We start from the raw sequence: 24,109 nt of genomic DNA, 5'->3' as shown, positions 1-24,109 counted from the left end.
CCGGCTTCACCTGCGTATCCCTCCGCCGTCAGTCGGCCGCTTCGAGGTTGACCGCCTTGGGGCCCTTGCCGCGCTTGTCGGGTTCGGTTTCGTAAGACACCTTCTGGTTCTCCTCAAGGCCCGGCAGGCCGGACGCCTGCACCGCCGAGATGTGAACGAAGATGTCCGCGCCGCCGTCGTCCGGCTTGATGAACCCGAAGCCCTTCTCGGTATTGAAGAATTTGACCGTCCCGGTTTGTGCCATTATCGGAGTCCTTATCCTGGCATTACGTGTCGCCTTGTGGCGGTGGCAGGCAAGTCTTGACGAGGAAGGGAACCGATACATCGTGGTATCCGGTTTCGGTATACCACCCGGAGGAGGCGCCTCCGATACGCAGTTCGTCCATTACCTTTGTTCGCGAAATTGCCCAAACATGCCTTGAATGCTATCCCGCGCCGGGCGTTGCAAGTAAAAGTTTTTTGGCAAGCTTCACGTTTCATTTCGGGACGGACGGTCTCGCAGCGATTCCCGCGCCGCCCGCCATTCCCGTTCAGGCTCATGCGTTCCATGTCTATTCTCTTCGCCGGCTTTTCCTCCTTTCCAGGCGCGCCACGCAACCCCACCGAGGATCTCGCGCTTTCCCTGCAGCGCGATCAAGACGAGGCGGGAGCACTTCGTGCCGAGGTTCTGCCGGTTGCTTGGGAAGCGAGCTGGCCACGGCTGAGAGCGGCCATCGAAGCGGTCCGCCCGGCGACCGTCATGCTGTTCGGTCTCCACCAGCGCGCTGAACGCCTTCGCCTCGAACTTGTCGCGCGCAATCGTCGCGAACTCGGCAGGGTGGACGCTGTCGGCGGCTTCCCGTCGGGACCGGCGGTGCTTGACGGTCCCCAGTCGCTGCCGGCCAATCTTCCATGGAACGACGTCGCCGCCGCTTTGCGCGACGCCGGCGCCTCCTTCGAGTGGTCGACCGACGCCGGCGGCTATCTCTGCAACGATACCTTCTACCGCCTTGCCTACCATGCCGCCTCGCTTGGCGTGCGACGCTTCGGCTTCATCCATGTTCCGTTGAGCGACGAGGCCGTGGCCGACACCGTCGCGAGCGAAACCCTGCCGGAGGTGTTCTGCAGCGTGCCGGCGGCAACCCTCGAACGAGCCGCCCGGGCGCTTGCAACGGCGCTGCATGCCGGCGCGGATACGAGACAGGAAGCATAACCATGAGCGGGTTCGACGAAGCGGCGTTGACGGAAGCCTATGAACGGGCCCTGTCGCTTGAAAAGTCCGGCGCGCACGCGGCTGCGGCCGAAGCCTATCGCGAATGTCTTGCGATCGATCCCGAGGACCATGGCGGCGCGGCGGTGCGCATCGCGGCGATGGGGCTCGGCGAGGCGCCGGAATCGGCCGGCGAGGCCTATGTGGCGACGCTGTTCGATCAACATGCCGAGGCGTTCGAGGACATACTGGTGCGCCAGCTCGGCTACGGCGTGCCCGGGTTGATGGCGGCCCGGCTCGCGGCTATCGCTCCCGGTCCCTACAGGCGCGTGCTCGATCTGGGTTGCGGCACCGGGCTTGTTGGCGAAGCGCTGCGGGATAGGGCGACGACACTGATCGGCGTCGATCTGTCGGAAGGCATGATCGAGACCTGTTTCGACAAGGGCATCTACGACGATCTCTATATCGGCGAGGCGGTCGGCTTCCTCGCCGACTTCGACGACGACGAAGTCTTCGACTTGCTCGTCGCCGCCGATGTGCTGCCTTATCTGGGGGGCCTCGATGGGCTGTTTTCCGGGGCCGCCGCACGGCTGGCGCCCGGCGGAATCTTCGGTTTCTCTACCGAGACGCTGTCCGAGGCGACCTTTGCAGGGCGCGATTTCATGGTCGGCCCGCACCAGCGCTTCCATCACCGCGAGGCGTATCTCGTGGACCGGCTCGCCGCGCATGGCTTCGATTGCCTGGAATGCGGACCGATCGTCGTCCGCTTCCAGGAGGGGCAGCCGGCTCCTGGCCATCTGGTGGTGGCGCGGCGACGGTGACCCGATGTGTCACCGCCAAGGAAGGGTCGTGGACCAGACCGCCCGCGGGGCGGGGACCCTTGCCGCGGCGCTGATCGCGACTGCCGCAGCGTTGCCCCTTACCCGGCGATGACCGTCTGTCGCTGCTCGCCGAGCCCTTCGATCCCGAGCGTCATGACGTCGCCAAGCTTCAAGTAGGTTGGCGGGTTCATACCCATGCCGACGCCGGGCGGCGTGCCGGTCGAGATGACGTCACCCGGCATCAGCGTCATGAATTGCGACAGATAGGACACGACGTGCGGCACGCTGAAGATCAGCGTGTTGGTATTGCCGGTCTGGCGGCGCTCGCCATTGACGTCGAGCCACATGGCGAGGTTGTGCACGTCCCGAACCTCATCACGGGTCACCAGCCAGGGACCGAGCGGACCGAACGTGTCATGGCTCTTGCCCTTGGTCCACTGACCCATGCGCTTGGTCTGGAAGTCGCGCTCGGAGACATCGTTCATGATCGCGAAACCGGCGACGTGGTTCATTGCGTCGGCTTCCTCGACGTATTTCGCCCTGGCGCCAATGACGATCGCGAGTTCGACCTCCCAGTCGAGCGCCTTGGAACCGCGCGGCATCTCGACATCGTCATCGGGACCGCAGAGCGCCGAGAGTGACTTGGCGAAGATGATCGGCTCGCTGGGGACCTCGGCACCGGTCTCGGCCGCATGGTCGGAATAATTGAGACCGATGCAGACGATCTTCTGGATCTGCCCGACGCAGGGACCCATGCGCGGCGAGCCGTCGACGACGGGGAGGCTGGAGGGATCGAGCGCCTTCAGCTTGGCGAGCCCGGCATCGGAGAGAACCTCCCCGGCGATGTCGCCGACATGAGTGGAAAGGTCGCGCAGCGTGCCGTTGGCGTCGACAAGGCCGGGCTTTTCTTCGCCCGAGGGGCCATAGCGAACGAGTTTCATGTGCGTTGTCCGTCCTTTTAACGTGATGGGGTGAAGCGTCGGCGCCTCAGTAGACGGCGCGGCCGCCGGAAATGTCGAACACCGCGCCGGTCGAGAACGAACAGTCCTCGGAGGCGAGCCAGGCGATCATCGCGGCGACCTCGGCCGGTTCGGCGTAGCGATTGAGCGGTATTTTCGACAGCATGTAGTCGATGTGCTCCTGGCTCATCTGGTCGAAGATCGCGGTGCGGGCGGCCGCCGGGGTGATGCAGTTGACCAGGATCCCGGTGCCGGCCAGTTCCTTGCCGAGCGATTTGGTCAAGCCGATGAGGCCTGCCTTCGAGGCAGAATAATGCGACGCGTTGGGATTGCCTTCCTTGCCGGCGATCGAGGCGACGTTGACGATCCGGCCATAGCCCTTTTCCATCATCAGCGGAACGACGGCCCGGCTGGTCAGGAACGGCGCGACGAGATTGACCTCGATGGTCCGGCGCCAGACGTCGGGCGCCAACTCCCAGGTCTTGCCGTTGCCCCCGGTGATGCCGGCGTTGTTGACCAGGATATCGATCGACCCGGCCTCGGCAAAGGCTGCCTTGGCGGCATCGGTGACGGCATCGGCGTCGGTCAGTTCCACCGCCTGGCCGCTGGCCCGTGCGCCGAGCTGCGCCACCGCCTCCTCGATCGCCGCGCCGTCTACGTCCCACAGCACCGCGGAGCCGCCGCTGGCGAGTACCCGCTCGGCGGTGGCGAGACCGATGCCGCGCGCGCCGCCAGTGATGATCGCTGTGCGTCCCTCGAGATCGATTTGGTTCATGGTCCTCCCCCCTTGCCAGTCTGGAGCCCAGCGGGCTTCTTGCCGGGCTCATGCCATATCAGCGTTACCCGCGCAATGTATACGTTAGCAAGGGACACTGGTCGGAGCCGAGCTTGGCGGGGAAGGGCTCGCTGTGCCAGATAGCCGTCTCGCCGCTTCGCAAGGCTGCCGAAAACTCGATGGAAGAAGCACTTTGCAAAGAGGTAAGGATTTGAGGCTGCGGCGGGACGATGCCGGCGAGGAGCGAACGCGATGCGAGGCAACAAATGGCCAGGCGGGCTTATCGGCGGAAATTTCCTCGCCGAGAGTCAGCCGGAAACGACGCCATGAGCGCGTTTTGCGCGGCGGTCGACTGGGGTACGTCGAGTTTCCGGCTGTGGCTGCTCGACTCGACCGGAGCGGTGCTTGCCGAATGCCGCGGCGCAGAAGGCATGGCCACGATCGCGACAGGCGGCTTCGGTCCTGTTCTGGAGGCCCATCTGGCCGCCATTGGCGCCGCGCCTGACCTTCCCGTCATCGCTTGCGGCATGGTCGGAGCGCGGCAGGGCTGGATCGAGGCGCCCTATGTCGACACGCCGACGACCATGGCGGGGATCGTCATCCGCGCCAAACGCGTATCCGATCATTCCCGCCCTGTGTTCGTCCTGCCGGGAGTTGCCCAGCGCACGGCCGGCCGTCCGGATCTGATGCGCGGTGAGGAGACGCAGCTTGCGGGCTTGTCGGGGCGTGAAGGCCGCCGGATCGTCTGCCTGCCCGGAACCCATTCCAAATGGGTCAGTCTCGACGGTGGCCAGATCGAAAGCTTTGCGACCTTCATGACCGGTGACCTCTTCGCTGCCATTGCAGCTCAGACGATCCTGCGACATTCGGTGGCGGAGCCGCAGGGGCCGTTCGATGGCGGGTGCTTCATGGCCGCTTTCCTTGCGGCGCTGGACCGGCCGGGAGAGGTGACCAACCAACTGTTTGCCATTCGCGCCGGGAGCATGCTCGATCCGGCGGTGGGCGACGACGGCGGGTCGGCCCTGTCGGGACTCCTGGTCGGGCTGGAGTTTGCCGGTGCGATCGCTCGGTTCAAGTCGGTCGCCGCGTTGACGCTCGTCGCCGCGGGACGGTTTCGGGAGATTTATCTGGCCGCCTGCGAGGCGGCCGACATCGCGGTTGCGGTCGAGGACGCCGACGCTCTGGTCCGTCGCGGCCTGTTCGCCGCCGCCACGGAGATATTGTCATGACAAAGCATCGTTCGGCCGGCTGGCCGAAGCTGAAACGCGACCTCGTCGCGATCCTGCGCGGTCTGCCGCCCCCCGACTGCGAGGCGATCGTTGCGGTATTGATCGAGGAGGGCTTCGCGGCCATCGAGATCCCGCTGAATTCACCCGACCCGTTCCGCTCGATCGAAGTGGCCGCCAAGCTCGCGCCGGCGGGCGTGCTGATCGGGGCAGGGACCGTTCTGACGCGCGCGCAGGTCGACGCGCTTCACGCGGCCGGTGGCACGCTGCTGGTAAGTCCCAACGTCGACGCCGCCGTCCTTGGCCGCGCCGCCGAGCATGGCATGGTGACGATGCCCGGCGTATTCACGCCGACCGAAGCGCTGGCGGCTATCGCCGCGGGTGCCTCGGCGCTGAAATTCTTCCCGGCGAGCGTGCTCGGACCCGATGGCGTCAAGGCGATCTCGGCCGTTCTGTCGAAGGATGTTCCCCTCGGGGTCGTCGGCGGTGTGTCGGAGGCCGACTTCGCCGCTTACGGGAAGGTGGGCGTTCGCCATTTCGGCCTTGGTTCGTCGCTGTATAAGCCGGGCGATGATGCCGATACGGTGCGGGGCAGAGCGCGGCGCGCGGTCGCCGCCTATGACGACGTCTTCGGCGCGGCTGGGTAACGCCGGGCCGGAACACCGATGCGGAGAGCGCTGGCTCCCCGCATCGGGGGCGTCAGATCGCCAGATATTGGAGGCGCAATTCCTTGTTGTCGATGATCTCCTGTGCGGTGCCATCGAAAACCACTTCGCCCATTTCCAGAATGATCGCCCTATCCGCCAGATGCAGCGCGGCGATGGCGTTCTGCTCGACCAGGATCGTGGTGATGCCGAGTTGCTTGATCTCCTCCAGGATCCGCTCGATCTCCTGGACGATCACTGGCGCGAGGCCCTCATAGGGTTCATCGAGCAGCAGGAGCTTCACCTCGCGGGCGAGCGCCCGCGCCACCGCGAGCATTTGCTGCTCGCCGCCGGACATTGTCGTGCCTTCCTGGGTGCGGCGCTCCGCCAGCCGCGGAAAGTGATCGTAGATACGTTCCAGCGGCCAGCCGACCGGCTTTTCGATCTGGGCGAGCTTGAGGTTCTCCTCGACGGTCAGGCCGGCAATGATGCGCCGGTCCTCGGGAACGAGCTGGATACCGACCTGGGCCGCCTGATAGCTCTGCATCTGGTGCAGCGGCTGGCCGTCCAGCCAGATTTCGCCGCGCTTTAGTTCGGGCTGGCCGGCGCGGGCGATGGTGCGCAGCGTCGAGGTCTTGCCGGCGCCGTTGCGGCCGAGCAGTGCCAGGATCTCGCCCTCGCGCACTTCGAAGGAAACGCCCTGGACGATGTAGCTTTCGCCGTAATAGGCGTGCAGATCTCGCGCGGCGAAGAACGGTGTCGCACCGGTCCCGGCCAATGGGCGAGCGGCCGACGACCGCTCCGTCGTGGCAATGGTCTCGCTCATAGATGCGCCCCCCCGAGATAGGCTTCCTGCACGCGCGGATCGGACTTGATCTGGTCCGGCGCACCCTCGGCGATGACGGTTCCCTGCGCCATCACGCTGACGGTATCGGCCAGCGAGAAGACGACGTGCATGTCATGCTCGATGATCACTTTGGTGATCTTGCGCTTGGCGATCTTCTTCAACAGCTCGACGGTGTTGTTGGTGTCGGCGCGCGACATCCCGGCGGTCGGCTCGTCGAGCAGCAGCAGCTTGGGCTTCTGGACCAGGCACATGGCCAGCTCCAGGCGCCGTTTGTCGCCGCGCGACATCGAATTGACGATCTGGTCGCGCTGGTCGATGAGATTCAGGTCCTCGAGAATTTCCTCGGCCTCCGCCGCGACCTGACGGCGGTCCGCCGCGCGCCTCCACAGATTGATCTGAAACGCCCCGTCCGTCGAAGCGAAGGCCGGGATCATGACGTTTTCCATGACCGTCAGCTCGCCGAAGACTTCCGGGGTCTGGAAGACCCGCGCGATACCGGCCTGGTTGATCTGGTGAGGGTGCCGGCCGAGCAGCCGATGACCATTGAAGTCCACCGATCCCTCGTCCGGGATAATGCGTCCGACCAGACAATTGAGCAGCGTTGATTTGCCGGCGCCGTTGGGGCCGATAATGGCGTGGATCGTCCCTTCTTTGACGTTCAGATTGACGTTGTCGAGCGCCCTGAGTCCGCCGAAGCGCTTGTTGACGCCGTTGATCGCGAGAATATCCATGCCGGTTCCTCTATTCGGCGGCCGAATGGGCCGAGTGCGGCATGTCGGGCATTTGCTTTTCGCCCGCCATCTTCGGCTTGCGGGCGATCCCGCCGATCCGCCGCAGCCCTTCCATGATCCCGCCCGGGAGCACGATCACGATCAGCATGAACAAGAGACCGAGCGTCAACAGCCAGCCTTCGCCGACGAAGGGGCTGGTGATCCCCACCATCGTCTCCTGTGCCCAATCGGGCAGAAAATCGAAGGTCCGATAGAGGAAGCTGTCGTTGAAGGAGGAGAAGATCTGCTCGAGATATTTCATCACCGCCGCGCCGATGACCGGCCCGAGCAGTGTGCCGACACCGCCGAGGATGGTCATCAGAACGACTTCGCCGGACGCGGTCCACTGCATTCGGTCGGCGCCGGCCAGCGGATCGGTGACGGCCAGCAGGCCGCCCGCGAGGCCGGCATACATGCCCGAAATGACGAAGGCGGTCAGCAGATAGGGACGTGTGCTGAACCCCGTGAAGGCCATGCGGTTCTGGTTGGATTTGATCGCGAGCAGCATCATGCCGAAGGTCGAATTCTTGATCCGCATCGCAACGAAGAAGGCGAGGATCAAAAGGATCGCGCAGAAATAGAAGCCGGCCCAGCCCTGCAGTTCGATCCCGAAGAAGTTTGGCGAGGGCAGCGACGCGGACGCGGTGCCGAAGGCACGGTCGATGATGCGCGGATCGCTGCGCGAAATCTGCAGGCCGGTCTCGCCATTGGTGATCGGCGTCAGTACCGAATAGGCAAGGTTGTAGGACATCTGCGCGAAGGCGAGGGTCAGGATCGAGAAGTAGATGCCCGATCTGCGCAGGCTGACGAAGCCGATGGCCAGGGCGAACACGCCGGCGATGACGATCGCGAAGACGAGCGCGAAAATCGCGTTCATCGACAGCAGCTTGAACATCCAGACCGCGGCATAGGATCCCGCTCCCAGGAACGCCGCGTGGCCGAAGGAGAGGTAGCCGGAAAAGCCGAACAGGATGTTGAAGCCGAGCGCGAAGATGCCGAATATCGCGAATTTCTGCAGGATGTCCGGATAGCCGGCGCCGATCGGCGCGAGCCAGATCGGCATGGTCAGGATCGCCGCCGCGAACAGCGCGACATAGACGTATTCTCCCATGGCGCCGGCAAAGAAGCTGCCCCGGCGCTTCGTCGCCGGCGGGGGCGAGCGGTGCGGACCGGTCTCGGCGGTCGATGCCGACGGAGAAGCAACACTGTTCATCGGATCAGGCCTCCATGACGCCCTTACGGCCCATCAAGCCGCGCGGGCGGACGAGCAGGACGACGACGGCGACGAGATAAATGATGATCTGATCGATCCCCGGAACGATCGCCTTGATCTCGGTCATCGAGGCGAAGGACTGGAGAATACCCAGCAGGAAGCCGGCGACCACAGCGCCGGGCAGCGACCCCATGCCGCCCACGACGACGACGACGAAGGACAGGACCAGGAAGTCCATTCCCAGATGGTAGTTCGGCGCGAGGATTGGCGTGTACATGACACCGGCGAGACCGGCCACCACGGCCGCCAATCCAAAGACGATGGAGAACTTGCGGCCGATGTTGATGCCAAGCAGGCCGACGGTCTCGCGGTCCGCCATCCCGGCGCGGACGACCATGCCGAAAGTGGTCAGTTGCAGGAAGGCGAAGACGGCCGCGATGATGAAGAGCGAGAACAGGAAATAGACGATGCGCCACATCGGATAGCTGATGCCGGTAACGCCGAACCATTGGCCGATGTCGGCGCTTCCGGCCAGCGCCGGTGGCGCGGTGAGCGGGATCGGGTTGGCGCCGAAATAGTGCTTGACGATCTCCTGCAGCACGATCGCGAGGCCGAAGGTCACCAGGATCTGCTCGGCGTGGCTGCGCTTGTAGAAGAAGCGGATGAGTCCGCGCTCCATCGCGAGGCCGATCAAAAGCATGATCGGGATGGCCATCAGAATCGATAGCGGGACCGCCCAGTCGACGATCATGCGGCCGGTATCGCCCCACCAGATCTCCAGATAGGGAATTTCCTTATAGGCCTCGAAGAAGGTCACGCTCTCGTCGCGAATGCGTTCGGAGATCGTCAGCAGCTTCGTGAAGGCCACGGCACAGAAGGCGCCGAGCATGAACAGCGCGCCGTGGGCGAAATTGACCACCCCGAGGGTGCCGAAGATCAATGTCAGCCCAAGGGCGATGAGCGCGTAGGCGCCACCTTTGTCGAGCCCGTTCAAGACCTGAAGAATAATGGCGTCCATAGATCCCTCTGATCGATCCTTCGATCCTGGCGATAGCTTGAGGGGCCGCCAACCTTTTCGGTCGGCGGCCTTATCATGTCAGCCGTGCGTCAGGCTGCGCAACCCTTCACCTCCGAGGGACCAAGCTCGCCACCGAAGATCTCCGGATCGTAGGTCACCTCGTCGCGCGGGACCACCTTGACGATCTCCATGAGATCGAACTGGTTGGTCGGCTCCTGCTTGCCGCGCACCACCAGGACGTCCTTGAAGCACTGGTGATCGGCGCCGCGATACAGGGTCGGCCCGTTGCCGAGGCCGTCGAACTCGAAATCCTCGAGCGCCTTGATCAATTCCGGCGGATAGAAGGTGCCGGCGGTCTCGGCCGCGTTGGCATAAAGCAACGTCTGCGCGTAGCAAGTCTGGGCAGCCTGCGAGGGTGGCCGGCCATAGGCTTCGCCGAACGACTTGGAAAAGGCTTTGGAAGCCTCGTTGTCGAGCTTCCAGTCCCAGTTGGCGGTGCCGAGAATACCCTTCACCGCCTCGCCGGCGCCCTGCGCCATCAACTCCGAGAACAACGGCACGACGATCTGGAAATCCTTGCCGTTGACCTGTTTGCTCTTCATGTCGAACTGGGTGACGGCCTGACGCAGCGAATTGACCATGTCGCCGCCATAGTGGTTGAGGATCAGGACATCGGCGCCGGAATTGAGGACAGGCGTCAGATACTGCGAGAAATCGCCGGCCCCGAGCGGCGTGCGAACAGCCTCGGCCGTCTTCCAGCCGAGCGCCTCGGTGGCGTTCTTGATCGATTCTTCCTGGGTCCAGCCCCAGGTGTAATCGGCCGTCAGGTGGTAGGCGACGCGATCCTTGCCGTATTCATCGGCCAGCACCGGTCCGAGCGCCTGTCCCGACATGTAGGCGTTGAAGAAATGGCGGAAGCCGTAGCGGCGCTTGTCCTTGCCGGTGGTGTCGTTGGAGTGGGTGAGGCCCGCCATGAAGATGACGCCCATCTCCTGGCAGAGCGACTGCACCGCGATGGCGACGCCCGATGACGAGCCGCCGGTGATCATGATCGCGCCGTCGGCCTCGATCATCCGCTTGGCCGAGGCCCGCGCCGCATCCGACTTCGTCTGGGTGTCGCCGGTGACGAAAGCGACCTTCTTGCCGAGAATACCGTTTCCTTTGAGATTCGACGGCTTGAGCAGCGGGATCAGACCACCATCGCCTTCGCCGTTTAAGTGCTTGACGGCCAGTTCGTAGGCCCGCAACTCGTCGGCGCCCTCGTCGGCATAGGGGCCGGACTGCGGCACGTTGAAACCGAGCGTGACGGTGTCGCCTTTCGGCGCGTTGCAAAACACCTGGTCCTGCGCCCAGGCGCCACGTGTGAAGACGTGCGGCATGGCGAGACCGGCGCCAACGCCGACGCTCGTCGTGAGCAACTGCCGACGGGTCCATCCGTCCTTGAAAAATGCCATTGGTGACCTCCCGAATTATTGGATCCCAGCAGAAGTCGGCAGTCGAGCGAAAAGGTCGCTGTACTCCGACAAACAGCGTGAACGAATCCCATCGTCCATGATGACCAGTGCTTCGCCAATAGTACTTTCGGATGACCGGGAAATCGTAAGGGTTATACTGCGTTGCAACATGCCGCGGCGGTGATCGCGGGTCCGTCGGGTGAGGGCCGGGGCGCTTGCGCGTCGACGGCGATACTGAGCCGCATTGAGGAATGGGAGGCTATTGCCAATCCCGGCGTTCTGACCAAATGCGGAAAAACTGGATTGCACGCGGCGCGGCGCCGGGCGATAGACGGACCGGGACAGAATAATAAGGGCATGATATGGCAGTCGAAACATCTCCGACGGCGGCGTTGCTGCGAACGGATTTCGAAAAGGTCCTGAGCGGGTGGCTGAAAGCCCAGGCGCGTGAGGGTGTGAAACGGACAGATCTCGTCTCCGCCCGGGAGACCGAGCAGCAGAGCCGGGAACTTCTGAATGCCCTTGCGGGAGCGATGGAAAACGCCGCTGTCGACGAGAGCTTCGATCTCGACAAGCCGGCTTGGGATCAATTCCGCGAGACACTGGCGGCGGCTACGGAAAGCCGCACGCAGCGCGGCGTTTCCCCGAAGGAAATGGGCTGGTTCATTGCCTCGCTCAAGCAGCCTCTCTTCGATCTGCTGCAACCGATTTTGAACGAAGACCCGCAGGCGTTTAACACTGAGATCTGGAACACCACCCGCGTCATCGATCAGATCGTGCTGCAGGGCATCGAATATCTGGTGGAAAAACGCGAGGCGGTGATCGAGCGCCAGCAGGCGGAGATGACCGAGGTCTCGGCGCCGGTCGTCAAGATCTGGGATCGGATCGTCACGGTCCCGCTGATCGGAACTCTGGACTCGTTTCGCGCCCAGGCGGTCATGGAGAACCTCCTCGACTCCATCGTGCAGTGGGAGGCGGAAGTCGCGATCATCGACATCACCGGCGTTTCGACGGTTGACACGCTGGTCGCCCAGCACCTCTTGAAGACGGCGGCTGCGGTGCGTCTGATGGGGGCGGAGTGCGTGATTTGCGGAATCAGCCCGAAGATCGCCCAGACGATCGTCAATCTCGGGGTGGAACTTCCCAACATCACGACCCGCGTCGATCTGCAGAGCGGCCTCGCCTATGCCTTCGAGCGGATCAGTGTTTCCGTGAAGGAGAGTTAAGGGGTGGAATCTTCCTTCGGCACCACCCCCATCGTCACGATCACCGGATGCGTGGTGGTTGCGATCCGGGACGATCTTGATGATCAAGGCGTCGTCGCCCTCCAGGATCAACTCGTGGAGGAGGTCGCGCGCCATAAGGCATTGGGGGTGGTCATCGACATCTCCAGCCTCGAGATCGTCGACACTTTCGCCGGGCGGATGCTGGGGGCCATGGCGCAGATGGCGCGTATGATGAATGCGCGCACGATCGTCGTCGGTATGCGTCCGGCCGTGGCGATGACCCTCGTCGAGCTCGGCATGACGCTGGAAGGCGTCGAAACCGCATTGAATGCGGACAGGGCGGTCAACCTGATCCTCAACTCATAGAGCATTGGGCCGATCCTTGAGCGAGGAAGTTGTGACCGTCAGGCTCGCCCGAGCCACCGATGTGGCTTTCGCGCGCCAGGCCGCGATGAAGGCGATGACCTCGATCGGCGCCAGCGCGATCAAGCGGACGAAATTCGTCACCGCGGTCTCCGAGATCGCCCGCAATGCAATCATCTACGGCGGTGGAGGGGTGATTTCATTTGCCACCGTCGGGAACGGCTCGTTCCGTCACGTCGTTGCTACATGCTCGGACCGAGGCCCGGGCATCGACGACATCAAGCAGGCTCTCACTGACGGTTTCACGACCGGCAACGGGCTTGGTCTCGGCCTGAGCGGCGCCCGCCGCCCGCTCGACCGGCTCGAGGTCGAATCGTCCCGCGAAAGCGGGACGACTGTCATTATGGAGTGTGCCGCCAGATGATCTCACTACCCGTCACGGAACTCAGTCAGGTCGGCGCCGCCCGCAGAAAAGCCCTGCACGCGGCGGAAATGCTCGGCTTGTCGGTGGACGACCGCGAACGGCTGGCATTGGTGATCACCGAAGCCGGAACCAATCTGGTTCGCCATGCCCGAGGTGGCGAGATTCTTCTGATCTTGCGGGGAGCCGGGGATGCGACGGCGGTGGATGTCATCGCCGTCGACGAGGGACCGGGAATCGCCGACGTCGAAGCTGCGATGGCTGACGGGTATACGACCGCGGAACCAGGCGACCGGGGGATCGGCGGCGGTCTCGGAGCGATTGTACGCTTGTCGGATTCCTTCGACATCCATACCGATCCGAGGGGTACGACTGTCGCGATCACCATCGGTGCGATCGGCCAGGAGCGGGACGCGGCATTGGAGACGGCGGGCCTGATCGTACCCAAGCCGGGCTTTGATCAGGGCGGCGATGCGTTCGGTTCCCGCTGCGGGACCAACACTACGCTGATCATGCTGATGGACGTGCTCGGTCATGGTCCAGCCGCGGCGAGCGAAGCCGAGAAGGCTGTCGCCGCCTTCGCCGAATTGGAAGCTGCCTCGCTGGAAGAGATGGAAGGGAGCATCGCCGAGGCACTGCGCGGCGGCCGCGGGGCGGCGGCTCTGCTCGTCGAACTGCCGCACGAAGCCGGCAAACTGCGGGCGATGGGGCTCGGAAACGTCCGAGGCGAGATCATGGCTCCCGACGCGAAGCATTACGGCATTCCCTCGACGCCGGGCATCGTCGGCTCTACGGCCAAAGCGCCGCGCGTCACGGAGCATGACTGGCCGAACGGGGCGTTATTGATCTTGTCAACCGACGGATTGCGGGGCGGCGAACGGGCGCCGGAGCCATCCTCCCTGTTCTTTCGCGACCCGATGACAATCGCCGCGACGATCTACAAGCGCCGGCGGCGGGGAACCGACGATTGCGGCGTTGTCGTTGCGCGAGCGCGCTCGTGAAGGCCGTCGTCACCTCCATTCGCGTGGAGCGGGATTCGGACGTGACGCATACACGCCGAACGGCTCGCCTCGCGGCCCAGGTCGCCGGTGCCGCGACGCGCGACCAGATCCGGTTCGCAACCGCAGTTTCCGAGATAGCCCGCAACGCTCTCCAGTATGGGGGCGGGGGTGTCGCGGAATTCGCCTTCGACCGTCCGAAAGAGCGGACCCGGCTGATGGCCCGGGTGCAGGACAAGGGGCCCGGCATCGCGGCCGTGGAGACGATGCTGCGGGCTCGGCATCAGGCACACACCGGGCTCGGTCTGGGTCTGAGTGGCTCGCAAAAGCTGGTCGACTACTTCGATCTGAAGACCGGTTCCGGCGGGACGCTGGTCACGCTTGGCCTTCATGTGGCCGGCAGCCGCGACACCGACGAACTCGCGAAAAGCGCCGCCGCCGCTCTCATCGACGCGGCGCAAGGGTCACCGATCGAGGAACTGGCGGAACAGAACCGAGCGTTGCGCGATTCCTTGGCCGAACAGCAATTTCTGCTGCGCGAGATCCATCACAGGACGAAAAACAATCTGGCGATCATCCAGTCGCTGGCGCTGATGCAGGCACGCCAGGCCAAATCGGAGGAGACCCAGGAAGCGCTCGGGATCTTGACGAATCGCATCCAGGCCTTTGCCAACGCCCATAATTTTCTGCATCAGGCGGAAGACGTCACTCAGGTCGACCTCCGCCAACATCTGGACAGTCTCACCGAGAGACTGTCTTCGGCGTTCGGCTCCAAGGGTTTTACGATCGCTTGCCGCGCCGAAGCGTTTCCCGTCGGATTCGAAATGGCCACCGAGATTGCCCTTGTCGTGAACGAGTTGGTGACCAACGCCGCGAAGCATGGCGGGGAGAACGGTCACGTGAAAATCGATGCCTATGAGGACGGCGGCAACATCTGTCTGCGGGTCAGCGATGACGGGCCCGGGTTGGAAAATCCGGAAGCGGTTCTGCGCAATTCGAGGTCGCTGGGCTGGCGGATCGTCGAAGGTTGCGTCCGCAAGGTGAACGGCAGCCTCGATGTCGAGGGGGCAAAGGGGCTTTCGGTCCTGCTGACCATTCCCAACGACCGGTAAAGCAGAAGCTTGACGGCCTTCTGGGCGATACCCGCATCCTGCTTGCGTCAGGATCCCATTTCAATCCGCATCTTCAACAGATGCGCGAGCCGAGCCTCGCGCCGACAACGATCGCGACCGCAGCCTTTGCTCACCAGGTTTCTCCGGTCTTTCAATACGCCTCTGTGGTCGGACGCGCCTTTTGCGCGCAGTCGGCGACGCTTTGCGGGGCCCTGTCAGGAAATAATGTTGCCGGTCTTCCCCGATGTCGCCAGATTGGCTCCGGCGGCATTTTAAGGAGCAGATATGTTCGACAAGGGAATGAACTTCGCGCTCGGCGAGGAGATCGACGCGCTGCGCGACATGGTGCACCGCTTCGCGCAGGAGACGATCGCGCCGCGCGCCGCCGAAATCGATCGGAGCAACGAATTCCCTAACGAACTCTGGAAGGAACTGGGCGCGCTCGGCCTGCTCGGCGTGACGGTCGAGGAAGAGTATGGCGGCTCGGCCATGGGCTATCTGGCCCATTGCGTCGCGATCGAGGAGATTTCCCGCGCCTCGGCCTCGGTTGGTCTGTCTTACGGCGCTCATTCCAATCTCTGCGTCAACCAGATCCGCCGCAACGGCACCGAGGAGCAGAAGCGAAAATATCTGCCGAAACTGGTCTCCGGTGAGCATGTCGGCTCATTGGCGATGTCGGAGAGCGGCGCCGGATCGGACGTCGTCGGCATGAAGCTCAGAGCCGACAAGCGCAACGACCGCTTCGTTCTCAACGGCACCAAGATGTGGATCACCAATGGGCCGGACGCCTCGACGCTGATCGTCTACGCCAAGACCGAGCCGGACGCCGGGCCGCGCGGCATCACCGCCTTCCTGATCGAGAAGGAGATGGCCGGGTTCTCGACCGCGCAGAAGCTCGACAAGCTGGGCATGCGCGGCTCCAACACCTGCGAGCTCGTCTTCGAGGATTGCGAGGTGCCCTACGAGAACATCCTTGGCGAGGAGGGCGGCGGCGCCAGGGTGCTGATGAGTGGTCTCGACTACGAGAGGGTGGTGCTGTCGGCCGGCCCGCTCGGCATCATGGCCGCCTGCATGGACGTGGTCGTCCCCTATGTCCACGAGCGCAAGCAGTTCGGCCAGCCGATCGGCGAGTTCCAGCTGATGCAGGGCAAGCTCGCCGACATGTATGTGACGATGAACGCCTGCCGGGCTTATGTCTACGCGGTGGCGGCGGCCTGCGACCGCGGCGAGACCAGCCGCAAGGACGCCGCCGGCTGCATCCTCTATGCTGCCGAGAAGGCGACGCAGATGGCGCTGGAGGCGATTCAGGCGCTCGGCGGCAATGGCTATATCAACGAGTATTCGACCGGTCGGCTGCTGCGTGACGCCAAACTCTACGAGATTGGTGCCGGCACCAGCGAAATCCGGCGGATGCTGATCGGTCGCGAGTTGTTCCGGGAGACGGATTGACGAGATATAGATACCTATCTAAAGTTACCTATATAGGTAGGTTGTTTATGGTTGGCAGTTTTCGACGGAGGGCTTCATGAACGCGGATCAAGATACCATGAGAACGATCACCAACGGTCTTCCAACCAAGGCCGCGAAGATCCGCGCGCTGGACGAGCGAGGTTTCCAGCGGGCTGATATCGCCCGCTTCCTCGGTATCCGCTATCAGCACGTCCGCAACACCCTCGAGAGACCGCGTGCGGAAAGCCCGAAGATGGCAACTCCGGATCGGAAAGCGTTCACGATGCATCCGGAGGCGGACGCCTTCACGCGTGTGTCGGTCGACGCGGAAGGCCGGATCGTGATCCCCGAGACATTCCGGCGCCTTATGAAGCTCGGCGAGGGCGGTAAGCTCATCGTCAGGGTCGACGAGGATGGAGAGTTGCGGCTGACCTCACCCATGGCGGCGATCGATAAGGTTCGAAGAATGATCGCCGAGAACAGCTTTGGCGGCGGGTCGCCCGTCGATGAGTTGATCGCGGAAAGGCGCGCGGAGGCTCTGCGGGACGAGGCCGAGACGCTTCAACATGTGCCCAAATCGTGACGGTTGTTCTCGATAGCTCGGCCGTCCTGGCCTATCTGTGGAGTGAGCCGGACAGCGACAGGATTGGCGAATTTATCCGGGAAGGAATGATATCGAGCGTCAATGTCGTGGAAGTGTTGTCCAAGCTGATCGACCATGGGATGGCCGGAGAGGCGGCGAACTTGATGTTTGCCGGCCTGAATCTCTCCGCGATCGCCTTCGATGCAGATCAGGCACGGCTGGCCGGCGATCTTCGATCACCCACCCGTAGATATGGCCTATCGCTCGGTGATCGGGCTTGTCTGGCTTTGGCGATACGGGAAAAGGCACAAGTCATAACCGCCGATAGAATATGGGCCGAGCTTGACCTTGGCATCGAAATCGAGGTCATTCGATAACCGTTGCCGCAAGCCGCGCGGTGGTGACCCATCATTTGGGCGCCGGCCGGGTGGGGGAGATCGAACGCGGATTTTGGCTGCTTCCAACGCCCGTTTCTGGGCACGCGAACCAAGGAAAGTCCATGCCGCTCAACGACCCTCAGGAAGCGCTCTGCAAGGGGCATGATTGCGACTTCAGCGATCTCAAGGCGGTGATCGTCAATTGCACGCTGAAGCCCAGCCCCGAACGATCCCATACGGACGATCTCCTGTCGGTTCCGCGCGAGATCATGGAGCGCAACGGCATAGCAGTCAGCCAGTTCCGCCCGGTCGACCATCCTATCGCCTATGGCGTCATGCCAGACATGAGGGAGCATGGCGCGAAGACCGATGCCTGGCCTGAGCTTTGGAAAACCGTCAAGGAGGCGGACATCCTGATCCTCGGCACGCCGATCTGGCTCGGCGAGGAAAGTTCGGCCTGCCGGCTGGTGATCGAGCGGCTTTACGGCATGAGCGGATTGAAGAACGACAAGGGTCAGAGCTTCTTCTACGGCAAGACCGGCGGCTGCGTCGTCACCGGCAACGAGGACGGCATCAAGCATGTCGCCATGACCTGCCTCTATGCGCTCGGCCATCTCGGCTACACGATTCCGCCCCAGGCCGATAGCGGCTGGATCGGCGAGGCCGGGCCGGGGCCGAGCTATGGCGACGAGGTCGACGGAAAGCCGGCGGGCTACGACAATGATTTCACCCAGCGCAACGCCACCATCATGACCTGGAATCTGATGCACATGGCGCGGATTCTGAAGGACGCGGGCGGCATTCCCCGACATGGCAACGACCGCGATGCCTGGGAGGCCGGCTGCCGGTTCGATCATCCCAACCCGGACTATCGGTAGCGAGGCGAGGGCGTCTATGGCTATGGTCCGGGACGACCGCGTCACCCGTAGCCAACGAGCTTTCCATGTCCGTCCTGACCTCCGCCATCTCGCCGCGCTCCGAAAGCTTTTCCGAAAACCGCAAGGTGATGACGCGGCAGTTGAAGGCGGTCGAGGAAGCCGCCGAGGCCGCGATGGCCGGCGGCGGCGAGAAGGCCCGCGAACGGCACCTCGCTCGCGGCAAGCTTTTACCCCGCGATCGCGTCGAGGGGCTGCTCGATCCGGGCTCGCCGTTTCTCGAAATCGGACTGTTTGCGGCGAACGGGATGTATGACGACGCGGTGCCGGCGGCGGGCATGATCGCCGGCATCGGCCGGGTCTCGGGCCGCGAGGTGATGGTGCTGGCCAACGACGCCACTGTGAAGGGCGGCACCTATTTTCCGCTGACCGTGAAGAAGCATCTGCGCGCCCAGGAAATCGCCGAAGAGAACCATCTGCCCTGCGTCTATCTGGTGGATTCCGGCGGTGCCAATCTGCCGAACCAGGACGAGGTATTTCCCGACCGGGATCACTTCGGCCGCATCTTTTTTAATCAGGCACAGATGTCGGCCAAGGGCATCGCCCAGATCGCCGTCGTGATGGGCTCCTGCACCGCCGGCGGGGCCTATGTGCCGGCGATGAGCGACGAGACCATCATCGTCGCCAAACAAGGTACGATCTTCCTCGCCGGCCCGCCACTGGTCAAAGCCGCGACGGGCGAGGATGGCAGCGCGGAGGATCTGGGCGGCGGCGACGTCCACACGCGGCTGTCGGGCGTCGCCGACCATCTGGCCAAGGACGATCTGCACGCGCTGGCGCTGGCTCGCCACGCCGTCGCCCATCTCAACCGGGACAAGCGGCCGGCGGTGGAGTTCCAGCCCCCGGAAGAGCCGGCCTACGACCCGGAGGAAATCCTCGGGATCGTGCCGGCCGACGCCAGGACGCCCTATGACGTGCGCGAGGTGATCGCCCGCATCGTCGACGGATCGCGGTTCCACGAGTTCAAGGCCCGCTACGGCCCGACGCTGGTCTGCGGCTTCGCCCATATCCGCGGCATGCCGGTCGGCATCATCGCCAACAACGGCGTCTTGTTTTCCGAAAGCGCGGTGAAGGGCGCGCATTTCGTCGAGCTCTGCTCGCAGCGCAAGATCCCGCTGGTGTTCCTGCAGAACATCACCGGCTTCATGGTGGGTCGGCAATATGAGGCGGGCGGCATCGCCAAGCACGGGGCGAAGCTCGTCACCGCCGTCGCGACCACGGCCGTTCCGAAGATAACCATGCTGATCGGCGGCTCCTATGGCGCCGGCAACTACGGCATGTGCGGGCGGGCCTATTCGCCCCGCTTCCTGTGGACCTGGCCGAACAGCCGCATCGCGGTGATGGGCGGCGAACAGGCGGCCGGGGTGCTGGCGAGCGTCACCCGCGACGGCATCGAGCGCCGCGGCGGCGAGTGGTCGGCCGAGGAGGAAGCCGAGTTCAAGCGCCCGACCATCGCGATGTTCGAGCGCCAGAGCCATCCTCTCTACGCCTCCGCCCGGCTGTGGGATGACGGCATCGTCAACCCCGCCAGGACCCGCGATATTTTGGCGCTGTCGCTGGCCGCCGGGCTCAACGCGCCGATCGAGAACACGCGGTTCGGGTTGTTTCGGATGTGAGACATGGCATAGTCGGGATGAGAGCGGGAGGGATCGTCGTGGGTACCGGAAAATCGAGAGTCGCAACTGTTTTGGGCATTTTTGGCGCTCTCTATGCAGCCTCGCCATCCCTGGCGAGCGATATTACCGGGCCTCTAGACGAGCTTTCCGCGAAAATCATCGCTCTTCAGACGAAGTCTCGAATTACATCTGGCGACAAGCCTGTCGTAAGTCTGGAGATCGTTCTTGACAGTGGCCGCAACTTCGACGTCAACCTGAATGAGCCGCTCGACGACGAGATCTATTCTCCACTGTCGGAAATCTGCAAGGAGTACATGCTGCCGGCAATCAGCCTGTTCAACGCTGTCGAGGGTTCGCCGCAAATTTCCGAAGCCCGGATCGTGATCAGGGAAAAGCCGTCCGTTCAGTTGGGCATTGCTAAATCCGGCCGATACTTCGCCACAAATTTCAAGGTTGCCGACGGATGCGAAAAACCCGTCCGACGCTGACGATTGCGATTGAGACGACGTGGTTCTGGCTGATGAGGATATGAAGCCTTCCGCATTTCGTAGGAACGGCAAGTATGATATCATTCTGATAGCATACTTGGAGGTCGCGATGGCACAGATCACGGTGCGAAAGCTGGACGACGACGTCCTTGAGACCCTGAAGGCCCGCGCGAAGGCGAACAAGCGTTCGACGGAGGCGGAGATCCGGGAACTTCTCGAAAAATCCGCGCGCGAGCCGAACCTGGAACGGCGTTCGCTTCTTTCGCTCGCGGGATCGGCTCCGAGCAACCGGACTGTCGAGGAGATCGTCGCGGATATCCGGGCACTGCGCGACGAATGGGAAGACAGGGGGTGACAGCCGAGGAGCGATATTACCTCGATGCCAATACCGTCATTGCCATCGTCGAATGCGGGCAAACTCTGAACGCCGCGCAGCATTCTTTTCTGGCGAGTGTCGACGCGGGGCGGGTCTTCGCGACGTCCAGCGAGATGGCGCTTTCGGAATGTCTCGTGAAGCCGTTTCGCGACCTGGACACGGCGGCGATTTCCACGCTCCTCGATTTTTTGAATGGTCGCCGGACCTTGCCGCTTGTTCCGCTGTCCCGTGGCGTCATGATCAAGGCCGCGCAAGTGCGGGCGGCGACGGACGCGAAATTGCCGGACGCGATCCATATCGCCTGTGCCATCGATGCTGAGTGCACGGTTTTCCTCAGTTCCGACAGGCGGGTGCGTATGCCGGGCATCATGCGGCGGATAGCCTTCGACGATCTCGAGTTCGGACAGGAGTAGACCATGTTCACCAACCTCCTGATCGCCAATCGCGGCGAGATCGCCTGCCGGGTCACCCGCACCGCAAAACGGCTCGGCATCCGCACCGTCGCGGTGTTTTCCGACGCCGACCGCAACGCGCTGCATGTCGAAATGGCCGACGAGGCGGTGCATATCGGCCCGGCGCCGGTCGGCGAGAGCTACCTCAAGGGTGAGCGCATCATCGCGGCGGCCAGGCGGACCGGCGCGGAGGCGATCCACCCCGGCTACGGCTTCCTGTCCGAGAATCCGGATTTCGTTGCGGCGGTCGAAGTGGCGGGGCTGATCTTCGTCGGCCCGTCGGCTTCGGCGATCCGGGCGATGGGCCTCAAGGACGCCGCCAAGAAGCTGATGCACGACGCCGGCGTGCCGGTGGTTCCAGGCTATCACGGCGAGGAGCAGAATCCCGATTTCCTCGCCGGCGAGGCCGAGCAAATCGGCTATCCGGTGCTGATCAAGGCCCGGGCCGGCGGTGGCGGCAAGGGCATGCGCCGCGTCGACGATCCGGGGGAATTCCGCGCTGCCCTCGAAGGCGCCCGGCGCGAGGGGGACGCGTCTTTCGGCGACCCGCACTGCCTGATCGAGAAATATGTCGAAAAGCCGCGACATATCGAGATTCAGGTGTTCGGCGACAGCCACGGCAATGCGGTGCATCTCTTCGAGCGCGACTGTTCCTTGCAGCGCCGCCACCAGAAGGTGATCGAGGAAGCGCCGGCGCCAGGCATGACGCCCGAAATGCGCGCCGCGATGGGGGAGGCGGCGGTCAGAGCCGCCAAGGCGATCGGTTATGCGGGCGCGGGCACGATCGAGTTCATCGTCGACGCCTCCGACGGTCTCAGGCCCGACCGCTTCTGGTTCATGGAGATGAACACGCGGCTGCAGGTCGAGCATCCGGTCACCGAGGCCATAACCGGCCTCGATCTTGTCGAGCTGCAATTGCGCGTCGCGGCCGGCGAGGCGTTACCGTTCAACCAAGACGATCTGGCGTTCTCCGGTCATGCCTTCGAGGCGCGAATCTATGCCGAGGACGCGGGGCGCGGCTTCCTGCCGGCGACCGGTACGCTGACCCATCTCAGCTTTCCGGCGGGCGAGGGGGTTCGGATCGACACCGGCGTTTGTGCGGGCGACCGGATCACGCCGCATTACGACCCGATGATCGCCAAGCTGATCGTCCACGGCCCGGATCGGGCGAGCGCGCTCGGGCTGTTGCGCAGGGCTTTGGCCGAAACCCGCATCGCCGGCTCGGTCACCAATGTCGCGTTTCTCGGCCGGCTCGCGGCGCATGAGGGGTTCGCCGGCGGCGATGTCGACACCGGCCTGATCGGCCGTGACCAGGAGGCGCTGACGGCAATCGCGCCGGCCCCGCCGGAAATCGTTGCGATCGCCGCGTTGGCGCAGCTCGGTCATCTCGCGGAGCCTGTCGTTATTACGGCCGGTGACGATCCCTGGGCGCGTTTACGCGGCTTTCGCAATTGGGGCGTTGCCCGCCAGATGGCGCGGTTCGAGAACGGGGAGGGCGGGCGCCGTGACGTGGCGGTTGCCGATCGCGGCGACGGCCGTTTCGCCGTGGATGCCGGAGAGACCACCCTGAACCTTGATCTCGTGGCAGTGGAGGGCGACGCTGTGCGCCCGTCGCTCGATGGCCGCATTTTCGAGGTGACGCTGGCCCGGGAGCCGGAGGCCGTCACAGTGTTCGCTAACGGTGCGGCGCATCGCTTCGCCCGCTGGAGCGCCAGTGCCCATGCCGAGGAGGGCGCGGGCGGCGACAGTATCGCCGCGCCGATGCCGGGCCTGGTCAAGCTGGTTTCCGCCAAAGCCGGCGGCGCGGTGACGAAGGGCGAGGCGCTGATCGTTCTGGAAGCCATGAAAATGGAGCACACGCTGAAGAGCCCACGCGACGGCACGATTGCCGAGCTTCTGGTTTCGCCCGGCGATCAGGTCGAGGACGGCGCGCTCTTGCTGGCGCTGGAGCCGGAGGGACAAGCGGCCGAAGGAGCGGGCGAGTGACCGAAACGATCCGCGTCGAGACCGACGCGCGCGGCGTGGCGACGCTGACGCTGGCGCGGCTGGACAAGCACAACGCCATGAATGCCGCGATGATCGCCGAACTGGCGAAGGCGGCCGATAAGCTTGGCGCCAACCCCGCCGTGCGCGTCGTCGTCCTCACCGGCGAGGGCAAGAGCTTCTGCGCGGGGGCGGACCTGAATTGGATGAGAGCGCAGTTCGCCGCCAGCCGCGAAGAGCGAATCATTGAGGCGACCGCGCTGGCGCGGATGCTCAAAGCCCTCAACGAGATGCCGAAGCCGTTGATCGGCCGCGTCCAGGGCCAGGCCTTCGGCGGCGGTCTTGGCTTGATCGCGGTCTGCGACGTTGCGATCGCGAGCGACGGAGTGCGGTTCGCCTTCACGGAGACGAAGCTCGGCCTGATTCCGGCGACTATCTCGCCTTACGTGCTGGCCCGGATGGGCGAGGGGCGGGCCCGGCGGGTGTTCATGTCGGCGCGGCTATTCGACGCCGATGAAGCGGTATCGCTCGGCCTTCTCGCCCAGGCACTGCCGGCGGACGATCTCGACGCGGCCATCGAGGCCGAGATTGCGCCCTATCTCGCCTGTTCGCCGACCGCAGTCGCGGGGGCAAAAGCACTCGCCCGTTCGCTCGGTCCGGTCATCGATGAGGCGACGATCGCCGCGACCGCTCGCCGCCTCGCCGATATTTGGGAGACGGCCGATGCCCCTGAGGGCGTCGGCGCCTTTTTCGACAAGCGCTTGGCGGCCTTTGCTACGACGGGGGACGAGGTTTGACGTTGCCCGGCGGCGGA

Annotated in this window: 27 protein-coding genes; 19 read left to right on the top strand and 8 right to left on the bottom strand. The window is 64.0% G+C overall.

What is annotated here, in order from left to right; all coding sequences use genetic code 11:
- Positions 1-28: 28 nt before the first annotated feature.
- On the bottom strand, positions 29-244 hold the full coding sequence (locus MJ956_RS09450; protein WP_253964225.1) for a cold-shock protein: 216 nt from the start codon (positions 242-244) through the stop codon (positions 29-31).
- A gap of 303 nt (positions 245-547) precedes the next feature.
- Here MJ956_RS09450 and MJ956_RS09445 point away from each other — a divergent pair, with 303 nt between their 5' ends.
- Together MJ956_RS09445 and MJ956_RS09440 are read left to right on the top strand one after the other, a co-directional pair.
- Complete coding sequence (locus tag MJ956_RS09445; protein WP_253964224.1) at positions 548-1,192, top strand: pyroglutamyl-peptidase I; 645 nt, start codon at positions 548-550, stop codon at positions 1,190-1,192.
- A 2-nt stretch (positions 1,193-1,194) separates the two neighbouring features.
- Complete coding sequence (locus MJ956_RS09440; protein WP_253964223.1) at positions 1,195-2,010, top strand: class I SAM-dependent DNA methyltransferase; 816 nt, start codon at positions 1,195-1,197, stop codon at positions 2,008-2,010.
- A 98-nt stretch (positions 2,011-2,108) separates the two neighbouring features.
- Here MJ956_RS09440 and MJ956_RS09435 read toward each other — a convergent pair whose 3' ends face one another.
- The gene (locus MJ956_RS09435; protein WP_253964222.1) at positions 2,109-2,951 is read right to left on the bottom strand and encodes a fumarylacetoacetate hydrolase family protein; all 843 of its coding nucleotides are present in this window, start codon (positions 2,949-2,951) and stop codon (positions 2,109-2,111) included.
- Between the two features lie 46 nt (positions 2,952-2,997).
- The gene (locus MJ956_RS09430; RefSeq protein ID WP_253964221.1) at positions 2,998-3,744 is read right to left on the bottom strand and encodes an SDR family NAD(P)-dependent oxidoreductase; all 747 of its coding nucleotides are present in this window, start codon (positions 3,742-3,744) and stop codon (positions 2,998-3,000) included.
- A 326-nt stretch (positions 3,745-4,070) separates the two neighbouring features.
- Here MJ956_RS09430 and MJ956_RS09425 point away from each other — a divergent pair, with 326 nt between their 5' ends.
- Both MJ956_RS09425 and MJ956_RS09420 read left to right on the top strand, forming a co-directional pair.
- Complete coding sequence (locus tag MJ956_RS09425) at positions 4,071-4,973, top strand: 2-dehydro-3-deoxygalactonokinase (protein ID WP_253964220.1); 903 nt, start codon at positions 4,071-4,073, stop codon at positions 4,971-4,973.
- Positions 4,970-5,617: a 2-dehydro-3-deoxy-6-phosphogalactonate aldolase gene (locus MJ956_RS09420; protein ID WP_253964219.1), complete on the top strand. Its 648-nt coding sequence runs from the start codon at positions 4,970-4,972 to the stop codon at positions 5,615-5,617. Before MJ956_RS09425 ends, MJ956_RS09420 begins: the two co-directional genes overlap by 4 nt.
- Positions 5,618-5,669: 52 nt before the next feature.
- Here the strand turns inward: MJ956_RS09420 and MJ956_RS09415 are convergent, their stop codons facing one another.
- The 5 genes from MJ956_RS09415 to MJ956_RS09395 form a co-directional block, all read right to left on the bottom strand.
- Positions 5,670-6,440: an ABC transporter ATP-binding protein gene (locus tag MJ956_RS09415; protein WP_253964218.1), complete on the bottom strand. Its 771-nt coding sequence runs from the start codon at positions 6,438-6,440 to the stop codon at positions 5,670-5,672.
- Positions 6,437-7,192: an ABC transporter ATP-binding protein gene (locus MJ956_RS09410; protein WP_253964217.1), complete on the bottom strand. Its 756-nt coding sequence runs from the start codon at positions 7,190-7,192 to the stop codon at positions 6,437-6,439. Before MJ956_RS09410 ends, MJ956_RS09415 begins: the two co-directional genes overlap by 4 nt.
- 10 nt (positions 7,193-7,202) lie before the next feature.
- Positions 7,203-8,342 carry a branched-chain amino acid ABC transporter permease gene (locus MJ956_RS09405; protein WP_253964251.1) on the bottom strand — a complete coding sequence of 380 codons (1,140 nt, stop codon included), beginning with the start codon at positions 8,340-8,342 and terminating at the stop codon, positions 7,203-7,205.
- Positions 8,343-8,448: 106 nt separating this feature from the next.
- Positions 8,449-9,462, bottom strand: coding sequence for a branched-chain amino acid ABC transporter permease (locus MJ956_RS09400; protein WP_253964216.1), 1,014 nt, complete (start codon positions 9,460-9,462; stop codon positions 8,449-8,451).
- Between the two features lie 89 nt (positions 9,463-9,551).
- A complete protein-coding gene (locus MJ956_RS09395) occupies positions 9,552-10,916 on the bottom strand; it encodes a substrate-binding protein (protein WP_253964215.1) in 1,365 nt (454 codons plus the stop codon).
- A gap of 362 nt (positions 10,917-11,278) precedes the next feature.
- On the opposite strand from MJ956_RS09395, the gene MJ956_RS09390 reads away from it, so the two are divergent.
- From MJ956_RS09390 to MJ956_RS09320, 15 genes are all read left to right on the top strand, one after another.
- The gene (locus MJ956_RS09390; RefSeq protein ID WP_253964214.1) at positions 11,279-12,142 is read left to right on the top strand and encodes an STAS domain-containing protein; all 864 of its coding nucleotides are present in this window, start codon (positions 11,279-11,281) and stop codon (positions 12,140-12,142) included.
- A gap of 3 nt (positions 12,143-12,145) precedes the next feature.
- Positions 12,146-12,508, top strand: a complete 363-nt coding sequence (locus tag MJ956_RS09385; protein WP_253964213.1) for an STAS domain-containing protein — start codon at positions 12,146-12,148, stop codon at positions 12,506-12,508.
- A 31-nt stretch (positions 12,509-12,539) separates the two neighbouring features.
- Positions 12,540-12,929 (top strand): ATP-binding protein, encoded by a 390-nt coding sequence (locus MJ956_RS09380; protein ID WP_341482712.1) that lies wholly within the window; start codon positions 12,540-12,542, stop codon positions 12,927-12,929.
- Positions 12,926-13,927, top strand: a complete 1,002-nt coding sequence (locus MJ956_RS09375) for an ATP-binding protein (protein ID WP_253964211.1) — start codon at positions 12,926-12,928, stop codon at positions 13,925-13,927. The genes MJ956_RS09380 and MJ956_RS09375 overlap by 4 nt, the downstream gene beginning before the upstream one ends.
- A 41-nt stretch (positions 13,928-13,968) precedes the next feature.
- Positions 13,969-15,036, top strand: coding sequence for an ATP-binding protein (locus MJ956_RS09370; RefSeq protein WP_253964210.1), 1,068 nt, complete (start codon positions 13,969-13,971; stop codon positions 15,034-15,036).
- Positions 15,037-15,321: 285 nt separating this feature from the next.
- Entirely contained in the window at positions 15,322-16,485 is a 1,164-nt protein-coding gene (locus MJ956_RS09365; protein WP_253964209.1) for an isovaleryl-CoA dehydrogenase, read from the top strand.
- Between the two features lie 76 nt (positions 16,486-16,561).
- Positions 16,562-17,068, top strand: coding sequence for an AbrB/MazE/SpoVT family DNA-binding domain-containing protein (locus tag MJ956_RS09360; protein WP_253964208.1), 507 nt, complete (start codon positions 16,562-16,564; stop codon positions 17,066-17,068).
- Positions 17,065-17,445: a type II toxin-antitoxin system VapC family toxin gene (locus MJ956_RS09355; protein ID WP_253964207.1), complete on the top strand. Its 381-nt coding sequence runs from the start codon at positions 17,065-17,067 to the stop codon at positions 17,443-17,445. Before MJ956_RS09360 ends, MJ956_RS09355 begins: the two co-directional genes overlap by 4 nt.
- Before the next feature lie 122 nt (positions 17,446-17,567).
- Positions 17,568-18,323, top strand: a complete 756-nt coding sequence (locus tag MJ956_RS09350) for a flavodoxin family protein (protein WP_253964206.1) — start codon at positions 17,568-17,570, stop codon at positions 18,321-18,323.
- 65 nt (positions 18,324-18,388) lie between these two features.
- Positions 18,389-19,996, top strand: coding sequence for a carboxyl transferase domain-containing protein (locus MJ956_RS09345; RefSeq protein WP_253964205.1), 1,608 nt, complete (start codon positions 18,389-18,391; stop codon positions 19,994-19,996).
- Positions 19,997-20,034: 38 nt separating this feature from the next.
- Complete coding sequence (locus tag MJ956_RS09340; RefSeq protein ID WP_253964204.1) at positions 20,035-20,484, top strand: hypothetical protein; 450 nt, start codon at positions 20,035-20,037, stop codon at positions 20,482-20,484.
- 109 nt (positions 20,485-20,593) lie between these two features.
- Positions 20,594-20,839: a FitA-like ribbon-helix-helix domain-containing protein gene (locus tag MJ956_RS09335; RefSeq protein WP_253964203.1), complete on the top strand. Its 246-nt coding sequence runs from the start codon at positions 20,594-20,596 to the stop codon at positions 20,837-20,839.
- Positions 20,836-21,273, top strand: coding sequence for a type II toxin-antitoxin system VapC family toxin (locus tag MJ956_RS09330; protein WP_253964202.1), 438 nt, complete (start codon positions 20,836-20,838; stop codon positions 21,271-21,273). The genes MJ956_RS09335 and MJ956_RS09330 overlap by 4 nt, the downstream gene beginning before the upstream one ends.
- A gap of 3 nt (positions 21,274-21,276) precedes the next feature.
- On the top strand, positions 21,277-23,298 hold the full coding sequence (locus MJ956_RS09325; protein WP_253964201.1) for an acetyl-CoA carboxylase biotin carboxylase subunit: 2,022 nt from the start codon (positions 21,277-21,279) through the stop codon (positions 23,296-23,298).
- Entirely contained in the window at positions 23,295-24,092 is a 798-nt protein-coding gene (locus MJ956_RS09320) for a crotonase/enoyl-CoA hydratase family protein (RefSeq protein ID WP_253964200.1), read from the top strand. The genes MJ956_RS09325 and MJ956_RS09320 overlap by 4 nt, the downstream gene beginning before the upstream one ends.
- The last annotated feature ends 17 nt before the right edge of the window (positions 24,093-24,109 follow it).

Origin of the sequence: Aurantimonas marianensis (assembly GCF_024195285.1) — a bacterium.
Taxonomy (GTDB): domain Bacteria; phylum Pseudomonadota; class Alphaproteobacteria; order Rhizobiales; family Rhizobiaceae; genus Aurantimonas; species Aurantimonas marianensis.
This window is presented reverse-complemented; position numbering and strand designations above follow the sequence as displayed.